This is a genomic window from Kitasatospora sp. NPDC001539, assembly GCF_040298565.1.
Classification (GTDB): Bacteria; Actinomycetota; Actinomycetes; order Streptomycetales; family Streptomycetaceae; genus Kitasatospora.
In genome coordinates this window covers 15023-28181 of record NZ_JBEPAK010000072.1, presented here as the reverse complement: position 1 = coordinate 28181, position 13159 = coordinate 15023, and the positions used below count along the sequence as shown (strand labels likewise).

Here is a 13159-nt window from a genome sequence, read left to right as displayed (position 1 = left end):
GTACGGCAGCAGCGGCTTCTGCATGACAGGACCGGCTGGCCGCAGGGGCTCGGTTTCAGCCTCGGTATGACCTACGGGCGACGCCGGCGAGGCTGGCCCGAGGCCGGGGTGCGGGGCCACGCGCACGAGGTGATGCCGACCGAGCCGCACCGCGCCGGCGAGCTGCACCTGTCGTGGACGGTGTTCGACGGCTCGCACCGCCAGGCTTACCGCAGCGGCCCGACCGAAGCCGAGCCCCGGGGAGTGGCCGGTGGTGGCATGGTTCCGAGGGAAGGGCCTGAGGGGCGGGCCGCGGTCGGTTGTGCTTCAGTGGTCGTTGCTGTCGCCGGACACGCAGGCGTCGCGAGCAGACGAAAGCGCAGCCCAGGGTGGGGAACGCTTGGTGGACGTCGTCGCGGGTCTCCCAGCGGATCCGCAGGCGGTGCGCACGCCCTTACCGTCGTCGGGGCCTACTCGTATAGCACCCCGGAAGTCCACCTCGCGCCGGGGTGCGGGCCGGCACACCGCCGACCCGCACCCCGGTGCGGTCGAAGGTCAGACGGTCTCGCCGTAGTAGCCGCCGATCGCCCGGTGGTAGTCGGGGTCGGTGGTGTGCCGGTCCTTGTCGTACGGCGGTGAGTTCTTCACCTCGTCCTTGGTCCGGTTCACCCAGACGGTCCGCTCGCCGGTGTCCACGCGCCGGATCGTGCCGGCCGGGAGCAGCACTTCGCGGCCGAAGATCCAGGGGCCGGTGTCGACCACGATGTGCGCGGAGTCGACCTCCTCGGTGTGCCGGTCGACCTTGCCGATGTGACCGTCCTCGGCCTCGACCCGGTATCCGGTCAGGTCGGTGCCCGGGGTGTAGCCCTCGGCGTTGCTGTAGCCCCACAGTCCGCTGCTCACAACCGCCTCTCGTCGAACGGGTCCTTCGTGGTGCGGTCGTCGGCTTCCCCCGGCCGGTCGGAGCATGCACCGCGCGGCGGCACTCCGCGTCGGAGGGGCCGGGGAGTGGATGCCGTCTTCCGGGGAAACCGGTGGCCAGCCCCACCGACCTGGAGGACCCTTCGAGATGAGCGACATCCCGATACCGAACGCCCAGCGGGCGCCGATGCTGCGGCGACACCCCCGGCACGAGCGCCGCGGGGAGGGGCGGCTGCCCGCGATGGTGGCCACCCTGGTGGCGATCCTGCTCTACCTCGCCCTGCCCGAGCCCCTGCTCGTCGGCCCGCGCTACGTCCTGCCGGCCCTGGAGGTGCTGCTGCTCATCCCGCTGGTCGCGGTGAACCCGCACCGGATGACCCGCCAGAACCGGCTGTCCAGGACCCTCTCCCTGGCCCTGGTCGGCATGATCGGCGCGAGCAACCTGCTGGCACTCGGGCTGCTCGTCCACGCGCTGGTGTCCACGGACGTCAAGGACGGCGGATCGCTGCTGATCGCCGCCCTCCAGGTGTGGGCCACCGACGTCATCGTCTTCGGTCTCGCGTTCTGGGAACTCGACCGCGGCGGCCCCGTCGTGCGCACCCAGGTGCCGCGCAGCCGGCTCCCGCTCGCGGACTTCCGGTTCTCCCAGGACGAGAACCACGACGCGGTGGAGGAGGTCGCCGACGGTTCCAGCCGCTCCTGCGACTGGGCCCCCACCCTGATCGACTACCTCTACGTGTCGGTGACCAACTCCACCGCCTTCAGCCCGACCGACACCATGCCGCTCTCCGCCCGCGCCAAGATCCTGATGAGCGTGGAGAGCATCGCCGCGCTCATCACCTCCCTCCTCGTCATCGCCCGCGCGGTCAGCGCCCTGCACTGACCCGCCCGGCCTGCTCGGGTGCTCGGGACGACGGCGGGGAGGAGGGTGTCCCCGGGGCGGAAGGCACGCGCCGCTGGACTCTCCCACCGTGGGAGAGTCCAGCATGATGGCGTGCACGACGAACTCCTCACCATCGGGCGCTTCGCCCGCCTGTGCCGCCTCAGCGTCAAGCAGCTGCGGCACTACGACGACACGGGGCTGCTGACTCCCGTCCGCGTGGACGCCGGCTCCGGGTACCGCTACTACGCGCCCGAACAGGCGCCTGACGCCCTGACCATCGCCCTGCTGCGCGAGATGGACCTTCCCCTGGCCGTGATCGCCCGGGCCCTGGCCGCCGGGCCCGAGCGCAGGGCCGGGGTCCTGCGCGCCGAGCGGGACCGGCTGGCCGAACGGATCAGCCGGGACCAGATCCGACTGGAGATGCTGGAGCGGCTGGTGGAAGGCGGTCTGCCCGGCTACGAGGTGACGCTGGTCAGGGAGCCGGAGCGACGACTGGCGGTGGTGCGAACGGTCTGCGCCCCGGCGGAGATCGGGACCGGGATCGAGGAGTGCGCGGGGCGGCTCCTTCCCGCGCTCGGCAGGGCCGGAATCCCCTGGCAGCCACCGCTGTGGGGGCTGTACCCACTGGACCTGGACGAGCGGATGGACATCGCCGTCGGAGCGCCGACGCCGCACGGCGAGGGCGTGCCCGGCCTGGACTTCGAGGTGCTGCCCGGCGGGCTCGTCGCCGAGACCACGCACACCGGACCCTACGGGCACCTTCCGCTGGCCTACAACGCGCTCCTCGCCGCCGTCGACGAACGCGGACTGCGCCCCCACGCCCCCGCACGCGAGGCCTATCTGGTCGGACCGGCAGAAGCACCGCAGGAAGAACTGATGACCCGTGTGGTCATCCCGGTCGAGGAGAGCACGGCATGACCACGGTGATCGACGTCGATGCCCGCGGCACGCAGCACTGCGAGACGACAACCCTGGGGGTGCTGCTGCGCCACCAGGGACTCGACCTGTCCGAGCCCATGACGTTCGGCCTCGGCGCCGGCCTGTCCTTCGTCTACTGGGACGGCAGGAGCCTGGGCTTCCCCTTCCTCGGAGGACGGGTCAAGCCCTTCGACCTCACCCGGAACCTCGCCACCGGACTCGGGCTGGAGCTCCGGACCCAGGAGACCACCTCCCCCCGCAAGGCATGGGCGGATGTGGCGGCCTCGATCGACGCCGGCCACCCCGTCGGACTCCAGCTCGACAGCTACCACCTGGACTACTTCGGCTCCGAGGTCCACTTCGGCGGCCACGTCGTCGCCCTGTACGGCTACGACGACCACAGGGCCTATCTGGTGGACACCGCCCAGCAAGGCGGAGCGGTCTCCACCAGCCTGACCAGCCTCGCCCGGGCCAGGGCCGCCCGCGGTCCGATGACCGCCAGGAACCGGTCCTTCACCCTCACCGTTCCGCGCGACGCGCCCGCCCCGCACCGGCAGATCGTCCCCGCCATCACCGCCTGCGCCGACGCCTTCCTCAACCCGCCGATCGCCAACCTCGGCCACCGCGGCATCGAGAAGGCCGGCAAGCTGGTGCGCACCTGGCTCCAGCGCACCGAGGACCCGCAACTGGACCTGCCCCGGGCCGCCCTGCTGATGGAGCGGGCCGGCACCGGCGGCGCCCTGTTCCGCAACCTCTACCGCGACTTCCTCGCCGAATGCACCGACCTGCTCGACAGCGGCCACCTGCGCGCCGGCCACACGCTGTACACCGAGGCGGCGACCCTGTGGACGGCGGTGGCGGCGCTGATCGCGAAGGCCGGTGAATCGGGCGATGCGCGGTGCCTCGTCCAGGCCGGCTCGCTCCTCGGCGATCTCTCACGCATCGAGCGCGAAGCCATGGAGTCGCTGAGCCAGCTGGGAAGTGCGCCCACGGGTACGGTCCGGCACTGACAGCCTTCGGGAGCAGCCCGGCGGCGCTTCCTGCACCGCAACCACCCACTCCGTCGCCGGCCTCGGTCACGCTGCTGACGCGTCCTCACCGGCCAGGAAGGGATGCAGCAGCGCGAGCAGGGCGCGCGGGCGGTGCAGCGGGATGATGTGGCCGCAGTCCTCGATGACGTGTCCGGTGAGATCGTCGGTGACCGGCCGGAGTTGACGTTCCAGCGCGGCACCGACGGGCCGGGCGCCCAGCGCCATCGTCGGCACCGTCAGGCGGGCGGTGGCGACCGCCTGCTCGATCTGCGCCGCGCTCTCGGGCAGGGCTCGGTAGTACGCGAACGCGCGGCTCAATGCCTGGCGGCCGGTATACGCGCGGACGAAGGCGTCCCGGACGGCGGGGCCCACTCCGTCGCCGAGTGTGCCGGTGCGCAGGAACCAGTCGACGTAGGCGGCCTCGTGGCCTTCCAGCACGGTCTCGGCCAGGCCGGGCTCCGCGGAGTGGAAGCCGAACCACCACGGCGGCCCGTCGGCGAGGAATTCTTCGGCGCCGGGCAGCCTGCCCAGAAGGGACTCCATGAGGACCAGGCGCCGGACGAGACCTTGGCGCCGCAGGGCGAGGAGGAAGGCCGGCGGGGCACCCGCGTCGATGCCCACCACCGCGGCCGAGGACACGCCGAGTGCGGTGAGAAGCGCCGCGGCGTCCTCGGCCAGGGTGCCGGCGTCGTATCCGGAGGCGGGCCGGCTGCTCGCGCCGAAACCGCGCAGGTCCGGCGCGATGACGCGGTAGCGGTCGGACAGGCCGGCCATGACGTCCGTCCACAGTTCCCAGGTGTGCGGGAAACCGTGCAGCAGCAGGACGGCCGGGCCCGATCCGGCGAGAGCGACGTTCAGTTCGACACCGTTGACGGGGACGCGCCGCAGCTCGGGCATGGAGAGGCTCCAGGTGTGGGGTGAGGAATGGTGACCAGGTCACGCTAGGGAACTATCCTGGGCCGTCCAAGACGGCACTTTCCCTTCAGGCGGTGAGCCCCGAGTGACCACCTCGAGGCCCGGCGAACCCGGTCGGCGGCCCGGTGAGCGGGGAGATCTGCTGGATCCGCGCTGCCCGACGCGCGAGTTGCTCGACCGCATCGGCACCAAGTGGACGTCGATGGCGGTCAAGGTGCTGGCCCAGGAGGCTCCGGACGAACTCCGTTTCGCGGAACTGCGGCGCCGCATCCCGGGCATCTCGCAGAAGATGCTGTCCGTGACCCTGCAGAGCCTGGCCCGCGACGGCCTGGTCGCGCGCCGGGTGGAGCCCACCGTGCCGCCCGCCGTTCACTACCGGCTCACCGAGCTCGGCCTCTCCCTCGAACGAGCGCTCTCCACCCTGCGGATCTGGGCCGAGACCCACATGCCGGAGATCGACCGCAGCAATCGGCTGGCCGACGAGTCGGCCTCGAACTAGGCCAGGGCTCGGGCGTGTTAATGCCGGGCCCGTCCGCCGCCTCCGCGCCGCCCCCGAGCCGGGGCATCCGGGTGCGGGCGGTTCGGAATCCGGGTTCCCGTCAGACGAAGAAGGCGTTCATGCCGGGGACGTCGGACAGGTAGGTCTCGATCTCGGCGATCCTGCCGTCGCGCAGGCGGCAGACGGTGGTCAGGTGCTCGTCCAGGACCGCGTCCGGGCGCTGAGCGGTGTTGTGCAGCGACAAGGCCATGTTGTCGCGGCTGACCAGGACGTGCAGCAGCTCGAAGGAGACCCCGTAGGAGGCGATCTTCCGGGCGCGCTCGACCACGGCGTCCCCGCCGACGGCGGTGCCGCTGATGGTGTTGTCGCCCGGCAGGGTCCAGGTGGCGTCGTCGTGGAGCAGGGAGCGGATGGCGGCCCAGTCGCCGGCGGTGAGTGCGGCGTGGAAGCGCCGGCCGAGGTCGTGGGCAGTGGTGGTCATGGGAGTCCCTCCGGAATCTGGCGAGCAGGAGCACCCCGCTAAAGCAGAGCGGTTTGCTTTAGTGAGGCTAACGCCCCTCCGGCGCTTAAAGCAACCCGCTCTGCATTAACCTGGGGGCATGAACGCCGACACCCCCGCCAAGCGTCCCGGCGGCCGCAGCGCCCGCGTCCAGGCGGCGGTCCACCAGGCGGTCACCGACCTGGCCGCCGAGCGCGACGCGGCCCAGCTGACGATTCCGGCGGTCGCCGAACGCGCCGGGGTCAACCCCACCACCATCTACCGGCGTTGGGGCACGCTGCAGGCCCTGCTGGCCGAGGTGGCGGCCCTGCACGGGACGGACGCCCAGCCTCCCTCCAGCGGTGATCTGCGCACGGACCTCGAGGCCTACGCGGTCCGCACCCTCGCCGACCTGACCCGCCCCGGCGGCATCGCCTTCTTCCAGGCGGAGGTCTCCCCCGACATCGACGAGCGCCGTAGCGGCCTGCGCGAGTGCCTGCGGCGCGCCACCGCCGGACTCGACGCAGTCCTCGAAGCCTCGCGCGGCCGGGGCGAAACACCGCCGTCGCTGGAACGGCTGCTCGACCGGATCGTCGCCCCGCTCTACTTCCGGGTCGTCTTCTCCGTGCCGGGCACCGACGACGCCTACGCCCGCACCCTGGTCGCCGAGCTGTTCAGCCAGTCGGCCTGAGCGGGCCGTGACCGTTCCGCCGACCGTTCCGGCGTGACCGCTGCCGCGACCTGACGGCTCGCGAAGCCCTGCGCCCCGCGGAGCAGATGTCACCAGCGAGCCGCTCGTCGGCCACGCACGCGTCGACCCGATGTCGGCACCGACCCGACAGGCCGCGGACACGGCGCGGCCGTCGGTCCCGGCGGGCGGTCACGCGGGTCGGCTCGCCTTGCCGTCCAGCCAGAGCGTGTCGGAGGCGTCACGGTGCGAACCGGTCGTGCCGACGTGCCTGGCGTCGATCTTCGCGCCGTGCTTGAAGACGTGGACCAGGGCCATGCCGTGCCCCCGGCCCAGGCCGTAGTCCTCCTTGAGCCACGTGAGGATGACTCCCGCCTTCGTGGCAGGGTCGGCGAAGCCGCGCTGCTCGGCCAGGGCGATGAACTGGCGCGGCGTCAGGCCGGTCTTCGTCTCGATGGTGTCCAGGTACGCCTGAAAGGACATGTGCTCTCTCTCCCACTCGTCTCGGTGTTGCTGGGGTAGACCGGCTCGGGGAGGAGAACTCATCGCTCGACGGCCGAGAAATTTTCCCGGGGGTCGGCGGATGGGGGCGGTGTGAGGCTGCCGGAGAGGTGGATGCCCCGCCGGCCCGCCGACCGAGGGGGCGGCGCGAGGGCGGCCCTGCTGCTCCCCCGTCCGCGCGGGACGGAAGGCTCGGGCAGGTGCGGAGCACCGTGACGGTGTACGTCACGAAGGGCGTCCGGCGGCGGTGAACGACAGTCACATGACTGATGCGGTACCGCCGGCGCCTGCGGGACGGTGAAGGCCGGGCAGCGTCCCGGCCCCCGATCGCGTCTACCGCGCGGGCGGTGTTCACCAGGCTCGTCCGCGCGCGTCGACGCACGCGGACGACCGCTTCCGAGGAATGACATGAATCTTCACCCGCGGTCCCGCACTCCTTTGGCGAGGATCACGACCGTGCTCGCACTGCTCTGCATCGCCTTCACCGCCTTCGTCGGCAGCGCCGGCACGGCGAGCGCCGATGTGCCCTTCCGATCGGTGAGGCACGTCTGGCTCGACCTCGACGAGGCGGGTAACGCCATGCAGCAGAGCTACACGCGCTTCATCACCAGCCTGCGGGAAGCCTCGGGCCACGACTGGCAGCAGCGCATGCGGCAGACCCAGGTCGCGGCGTCGGGCAACGAGCTGATCCGGGCCGACCTCAACTCCGGTTCCGCCCGCGTGCAGTTGTGGATCAGCCCCGGAGACCTCTACGTCCGCGGCTTCACGGCGATGAACGGCGTCACCTACTACTTCGTGGAGACCGGCGACGGCGGCCGCCGGCCGTACAACCTCGGCGAGGTCATGAACAACATCCGGCGGGGCAACGACTCGAGCGTCGGCCTGCTCCCCAGCGGCCGGTTCGAGAGCCTGCGCACCTCCTCCAACTACGGCGCCCTCTCCCAGGTGGCCAACCGCGCGCTCGGCGGCATCCAGTTCAGCTTCGGCAGCGCACGGGACGCGATCTTCAACCTGGCGTACACGACCAACCCCGGCCCCGACAGCCAGCACGTGGCCCGGTCGCTGATGTCGCTGATCCAGTTCACCTCGGAGGCCGCCCGGTTCTGGGAGATCTACAGCCTCGAGGCGACCGTCATGGCCAACGGCGGGCGCACCATCAACGGGCTCCCGGGCAACCTGCAGGACCTGGAGCACAACTGGGGCAACCTGTCCGACTTCTCCCAGCGGCTCGACCGGGGGGAGAACCCGCCCGCCGTCTCCATCCCGAGCCTGGGGGTCTTCCGGACGCTGCTGGACGTCGCCAACCGGCTGGCGATGATCCAGTCCGCGCCGACCACCAGCCAGGTCAAGGGCGACCCCTGGCACACGGAGCTCTGAGCTGACCCCGGGCGGGGCCGCACCGGCGGCCCCGCCCGGGAGCGGTCATCCGTGGAGCTCCGCGGCGGGGCGCAGCCCTGCCGTCGCCGTTTTCACCGCGGTCGGCGGTGCGACGACCAGCCGGGCGCCGCGCCGTCGCCGGCCTGCCGGGCCCGGTGGGCGGCCTCGGGGACACGGTGGGCGGCGCCGCCCACCGGTCAGGCCGGGGGCAGGCCGAGCGCGGTGCGGCTCTCGCCCACCAGCCGCAGCGATCCGAGCACCACGACCAGGCCGCCGGGGCCTACCAGGTCGGCCGCCCTGCGCAGTGCGGTGGCGGTGTCGGGGGCGGTGACGGCGCCGGCGCGCCGAGCGGGTGGCAGTCCGGTGTGCAGCGGGGCGGGATCGCCGGCGTCGGGCGAGCCGGTGCGGGTGAGGACCAGCGGCCACCGGTCGGGCAGCGCGGCGAGCATCGCGGGCGCGTCCTTGCCGCGCGTCGCGGCGAAGACGACGGCGGCCCGCGGGGTGCGGGGGCTGTCGGCCGCTCCCGCGATGCGTTCGATCTCGGGGACCACGGTGGCCACGCCCTGCGGGTTGTGGGCTCCGTCCAGGAGGACCCGGCCGTGCCAGCCGTCCAGCCGGGCGTCGGTGAGCAGTTCGAGCCGGCCGGGCCAGCGGGTGGCGGCCAGTGCCCGGCGCAGGGGTTCGTCCGTCGGGGTCCGGGCGTGGCCGCGCTCGGCGAGCGCGGCCGCTGTGGCGAGGCCGAGGGCGAGGTTGTGGTGCTGGTGGGTGCCGGGCAGGGGGCAGGGCACGGCGCGGTGTTCGCCGCGCGGCGTCGCGACGTCGAGCACGGTGGCGCCGGCCGTGCCGCCGGGGCGGGCGGTGCAGTGGATGTGCCGGTCGACTTGCCAGAGGGTGAGGCCGGTGCGGCCGGCCAGGACCTCTTCGACGGCCGTCTGGGCCTGCGGGTCCAGGCGGCCGAGTACGACGTGGTCGCCGTCGCGCACGGCGCCGGCCTTGGCTCTGGCGATCTGCGCCAAGGTGCCGCCGAGCAGGTCGGTGTGGTCGAGTCCGACGCCGGTGATCACCTTGACGTCGAGCTCCAGGGCCCGGACCGCGGACCTGCGCCCGCCGATGGACGCCTCGGCCACGACGTGGGTGGCGCCGGCCCGCCGGAAGTGGGCGACGGCCACCGCGGTGCACAGGCCGGCGGCGGACAGCGGCAGGTGGTGCTCCTCGATCGCCGCCACCACCTCGGTGAAGGCGGCCGCGAACTCGGCGCGGCTGACCGGCCGTCCGTCGATCCGGACCCGCTCACGCGGCTCCTGCAGGTGCGGACTCGGCATGCTGCCCACCCGCTGACCGGACGCGGACAGCGCCGCGACGGCGAAGGCGGCGGTGGAACCCTTGCCGTTGGTGCCGACCACCATCGCCCCGCGCAGCCCGTCCTGCGGGCGGCCGAGCGCCGTCAGCAGCTCGGGCAGATTGCCGCGCCTCGCGTCGCGCTCCGTCCGCGGGAGCCGGTACAGCTCGCGGAGGTGGTCCGTACACTGCTGATAGTCCATGAGGTGCCATGCTGCCACCGGGGACTGCGGGAGCGGCTGGCGATGTCGCTCGATCGGGTGAGCAGCGTCCGGGGGCCGGGCGTGCCGGGCGGGTAGCGGGACAGGTGGACGCGACGGGCCGGGCCCGGCGCGGATGCACCGGGCCTGGCCCCAGGGTGGTTCGCTGCGCGGGCCTCAGCCGGGGGGCTGGGGCCCGGGGCGGCGGCCTAGCAGTTGACGATGCTGTGGACCGGCGTCCAGTTGCCGTTCGGGTCCGAGCTGTGGGCGGGCTTGGTCGAGAAGACCCAGGCGCCGCTGGCGCCGTACATGCGGGCGACGGTGCCGGTGGTCTGGTTGTTGTCCCAGGAGCCGGGGCCGGACCAGGTGCTGAAGTAGTAGCGGGCGCAGTTGTACATGTCCACCTCGTCGCCCGTGTACCAGGTGCCGCGGTAGGCGCACATGTGCTTGTAGTCGGCGCCTCCGCCGGCGCACGGGTCGTAGGACACGGCCCCGGCCGTGCCGGTCAGGTCACGCGGGTGTTCCTCGCCGGGCACGGCCACGTACACCGTGGCGCCGGCGAGCTGGATCCGGTTGGGGGCCACCTGGGTGCCGCCCACGGTGGCGAGGTAGGAGTCCACCTTCTCCTGGAGGGAGGAGGCCTGGCCGGCGGTCAGCCCGGCGGCCCGGGCCTGCGCCTCGAACCGCTGGGCGGAGGCCGGCTGCGCCGGGGCGGCGGCCGCGGTGGTGGCGCCGCACAGGACGCTCAGACCGGCGAGGGCGATGCCGATCGCCCGGACTGCCTTGCTGCGTGAGGTCATCTCGACTCCTGTCTGTGGCCCGACCCACTCCCTGGGCGGGCGGTGAGGCGCGGACCGGAACCGCCCGGCCCGCCTTCCCGCACCAGCATCTGTTTCGGGCCCCTGGCCGGTCGCCCTGTTTCAACCTCCGCTGAACAAGGGCGAATCACGCGAAATTCGTGGCATGCTCGATTCAAGAGCCGCTGCCGTCGCGGACACGTGGGGGGACGGATGGTCTACCGGTTCCACTTCACCAGCGCGGACCTGGCACGCACCCGCGTCGCCGAGAGCGCCCTACCGCTCGACGAGTTGAGCATCGCGCTGCGCGTCCTGCAGGACCGCAACCACGACCTGCGGTTCGGCGCGTGGCGCCGCGAGACCCGCGCCCGCCTCACACCGCGAGCCCGCATGGTGCTCGACCTGACACCCGTGCACGGCTGGTCGCCCACGTTCCTGAGCCCGAGCGGCAGCGGCACCCTCCCCGAACTGCTGGAACGGGTCGCCGCGACCCCGCGGACCCAGCTGCGCGCCTCCCTGGCCTCCGTCGCCGACCACCAGCGCCTGCCCGGCTGGGCGCACCGCCTCGGCGAGGACCCCGGCCTCCTGCGGCAGCTCGCCGACGCCCTCGGGGAGGTCCACTCGACGGTGCTCGCGCCCTACTGGCCGCAGATCAGCGCCGGCCTCGCCGCCGACCGGGCGCTGCGGGCCCGGCAGATGCTGCACGGTGGCGTCGAACGGCTGTTGAACGGGCTGTACCCGCCGCGGATCCGCTGGCGGCCGCCCGTCCTGGAAGTCGACCTGCTGTCCGGCATCGAGGGTGACGTCCACCTGCAGGGCCGGGGTCTGCTGCTGACGCCCTCGGTGTTCGCCACCCGGGCTCCCCTGGTCGACCCGGACACCGAACCCCAGCCCGTCCTCGCCTACCCGGCCCACTACGACCCGGCCACGGGCCCCCTCCTCGTCGCGCGCCCCGCCCTCGACACCGCCCTCGGCACCGCCCCCGCGCCGGTGTCCGCCCTGCTGGGTCGCACCCGCGCAGCCGTCCTGCACACCATCGCCCAGCGCCCCGGCTGCACCACCGGCGAACTCGCCGGTGCCCTGCGCATCACCGCCTCCGGCGCCAGCCAGCACGCCACCGTCCTGCGCGAAGCCGGCCTCATCACCACCCTGCGGGACCGCAACACCGCCCTCCACACCGCCACCCCGACCGGCCTCGCTCTCCTGGAGCGGTGCTGGTAGCGGACGCCGGGGCGGGCGGGCCCCCACCGTTCCGGTTCCCGCCGTCCCGGTTCCCGCCGTCCTGGTTCCCGCCGTCCCGGTCCCCGCCGTCCGGGCGGTGCCGCGGGGGGAGGCGTACGGTGCTGACGCCTCGGCGGGACGGTGGCGGGGCGCCGGCGACGGATCAGCCTCGAGCGGCCGTCGCGGTCAGGACCGCACACACCCGCAGTGCGGATCAGCCGGCGCCGCCGCCGCTCCTCAGCTCGCGGACCTCACGCTCAGGTCGTCCAGGACGATGCGGGGCCGGGCCGGCTCCTGACCGTCACCGCCGGGCCGCGTGGCGTTGACGACCTCGGCGATCCGTTCGTAGCAGGTCACCGCCAGAGCCCAGGTCTCCACCTCCTGCCCGGTGCCCGCGTACACGGCGGTCCGCAGGGCGTTGAGCAACGCGATCACACTGCGCCCCGAGAGGATGTTGTCACCGTGGTCCTCGCCGGCACTGCCGCGCGGGCGCGGGGCGAGGTCCTGCTCGGCGAAGTGTTCGGCGCCCTCGACCCGCTGCTCGAGGAACTCCCAGGTGTGGGGGTTGCACGAGACGGCCACGGTGTTGACGGCCGCGGCCTTGAGCAGGGTGGCCACGTGGGCGTTCCAGGCCAGGGCCGCCGGAATCAGGTCGGTGACGCCTCCGGTCGCGGCGGACGGGAGCGGGACGCCCTGCCCGGCGGGCCGCTGCTGCGGGGCGGGTGCGGTAGCGGCATCGGGGGCGGGAGCCGAGGCGGGGGTGAGGGCGGAGGCGGGAACGAGGCGACCGAGCAGTTCGAGGATCTGGTTCGCCTGCTCGGCGGTGATGCCGGTCTCCGGGCTGTTCGACTCCTCGGCCGGGACGTTGTCGGGCACGGCGGTCTCCTTCAGCAAGGGGCAACGTGTCTCGGGCAGCGGGGCTTCGGTGGCGGTGGGCTCCGGCGGCCCGGTCCGGGGCTCGGCCGACGGGTCTTCGGAGGCACCGGTACCGGTGACGAGCCGGTCGGGGGCGTTCGCCGCGTCGGCGCCTGCCGCGGCGGTCGTCCGGACCGTTCCGGCCTCGGCGGCGAGGAGCCGGACCCGGTGCAGTTCGTCACGCGTCTCGGCGAGCTGGCGTTGCAGCTTCCGGCTGTCCCGGTGCGCGAGCTCGGCCTCCTGCCGCTCTCCGGCGAGCTCGGCGAGGGCCTCGCTGTGCCCGCGCAGGCCTTCGGTGACGGCCTGCAGCAGCTCGGTGCGCAACGCCTCGCCGGCGGTGCGCAGTTCGGAGAGTCCGTTGCCGACTTCGGTACGGAGGAGATCGACTTGACGGGCGGTGCGCATCAACTGCCCTCCCCTGGGGGTGCGGCACATGGTCATGCCGGGACCAGGGTCGCGGTGCCGCGTGGGAGCGGAGGGGCCGATCGTCCGGGGCCG

The 13159-nt window shown here is 73.2% G+C and carries 14 protein-coding genes; 7 read left to right on the top strand and 7 right to left on the bottom strand.

What is annotated here, in order from left to right:
- Positions 1–534 precede the first annotated feature (534 nt).
- On the bottom strand, positions 535–882 hold the full coding sequence (locus ABT247_RS14390; protein ID WP_350742528.1) for a PRC-barrel domain-containing protein: 348 nt from the start codon (positions 880–882) through the stop codon (positions 535–537).
- A gap of 166 nt (positions 883–1048) precedes the next feature.
- On the opposite strand from ABT247_RS14390, the gene ABT247_RS14385 reads away from it, so the two are divergent.
- The 3 genes from ABT247_RS14385 to ABT247_RS14375 all read left to right on the top strand — a co-directional run bounded on the left by ABT247_RS14385 (position 1049) and on the right by ABT247_RS14375 (position 3711).
- A complete protein-coding gene (locus tag ABT247_RS14385; RefSeq protein ID WP_350742526.1) occupies positions 1049–1783 on the top strand; it encodes a hypothetical protein in 735 nt (244 codons plus the stop codon).
- A 111-nt stretch (positions 1784–1894) separates the two neighbouring features.
- The gene (locus ABT247_RS14380) at positions 1895–2701 is read left to right on the top strand and encodes a MerR family transcriptional regulator (RefSeq protein ID WP_350742524.1); all 807 of its coding nucleotides are present in this window, start codon (positions 1895–1897) and stop codon (positions 2699–2701) included.
- On the top strand, positions 2698–3711 hold the full coding sequence (locus tag ABT247_RS14375) for a BtrH N-terminal domain-containing protein (RefSeq protein ID WP_350742522.1): 1014 nt from the start codon (positions 2698–2700) through the stop codon (positions 3709–3711). Before ABT247_RS14380 ends, ABT247_RS14375 begins: the two co-directional genes overlap by 4 nt.
- Before the next feature lie 66 nt (positions 3712–3777).
- On the opposite strand, the gene ABT247_RS14370 is transcribed toward ABT247_RS14375, so the two are convergent.
- Complete coding sequence (locus tag ABT247_RS14370) at positions 3778–4629, bottom strand: alpha/beta fold hydrolase (protein ID WP_350742520.1); 852 nt, start codon at positions 4627–4629, stop codon at positions 3778–3780.
- A gap of 103 nt (positions 4630–4732) precedes the next feature.
- Here ABT247_RS14370 and ABT247_RS14365 point away from each other — a divergent pair, with 103 nt between their 5' ends.
- A complete protein-coding gene (locus ABT247_RS14365; protein ID WP_350742518.1) occupies positions 4733–5146 on the top strand; it encodes a winged helix-turn-helix transcriptional regulator in 414 nt (137 codons plus the stop codon).
- 100 nt (positions 5147–5246) lie between these two features.
- Here ABT247_RS14365 and ABT247_RS14360 read toward each other — a convergent pair whose 3' ends face one another.
- Complete coding sequence (locus ABT247_RS14360) at positions 5247–5627, bottom strand: nuclear transport factor 2 family protein (RefSeq protein ID WP_350742516.1); 381 nt, start codon at positions 5625–5627, stop codon at positions 5247–5249.
- Positions 5628–5745: 118 nt separating this feature from the next.
- Between ABT247_RS14360 and ABT247_RS14355 the strand changes: the two genes are divergently transcribed.
- Positions 5746–6315, top strand: coding sequence for a TetR/AcrR family transcriptional regulator (locus ABT247_RS14355; protein ID WP_350742514.1), 570 nt, complete (start codon positions 5746–5748; stop codon positions 6313–6315).
- A 189-nt stretch (positions 6316–6504) separates the two neighbouring features.
- Here ABT247_RS14355 and ABT247_RS14350 read toward each other — a convergent pair whose 3' ends face one another.
- Positions 6505–6795: a DUF4287 domain-containing protein gene (locus ABT247_RS14350; protein ID WP_350742512.1), complete on the bottom strand. Its 291-nt coding sequence runs from the start codon at positions 6793–6795 to the stop codon at positions 6505–6507.
- Between the two features lie 474 nt (positions 6796–7269).
- Between ABT247_RS14350 and ABT247_RS14345 the strand changes: the two genes are divergently transcribed.
- Positions 7270–8190, top strand: coding sequence for a ribosome-inactivating family protein (locus tag ABT247_RS14345; protein ID WP_350742510.1), 921 nt, complete (start codon positions 7270–7272; stop codon positions 8188–8190).
- Between the two features lie 197 nt (positions 8191–8387).
- Here the strand turns inward: ABT247_RS14345 and ABT247_RS14340 are convergent, their stop codons facing one another.
- Together ABT247_RS14340 and ABT247_RS14335 are read right to left on the bottom strand one after the other, a co-directional pair.
- Positions 8388–9731, bottom strand: a complete 1344-nt coding sequence (locus tag ABT247_RS14340; protein ID WP_350742507.1) for a bifunctional folylpolyglutamate synthase/dihydrofolate synthase — start codon at positions 9729–9731, stop codon at positions 8388–8390.
- A 206-nt stretch (positions 9732–9937) separates the two neighbouring features.
- Positions 9938–10528: a hypothetical protein gene (locus ABT247_RS14335; protein ID WP_350742505.1), complete on the bottom strand. Its 591-nt coding sequence runs from the start codon at positions 10526–10528 to the stop codon at positions 9938–9940.
- Positions 10529–10738: 210 nt separating this feature from the next.
- On the opposite strand from ABT247_RS14335, the gene ABT247_RS14330 reads away from it, so the two are divergent.
- Positions 10739–11746, top strand: coding sequence for a MarR family transcriptional regulator (locus tag ABT247_RS14330; RefSeq protein ID WP_350742503.1), 1008 nt, complete (start codon positions 10739–10741; stop codon positions 11744–11746).
- Positions 11747–11983: 237 nt separating this feature from the next.
- On the opposite strand, the gene ABT247_RS14325 is transcribed toward ABT247_RS14330, so the two are convergent.
- A complete protein-coding gene (locus ABT247_RS14325; RefSeq protein ID WP_350742501.1) occupies positions 11984–13066 on the bottom strand; it encodes a hypothetical protein in 1083 nt (360 codons plus the stop codon).
- Positions 13067–13159 lie beyond the last annotated feature (93 nt).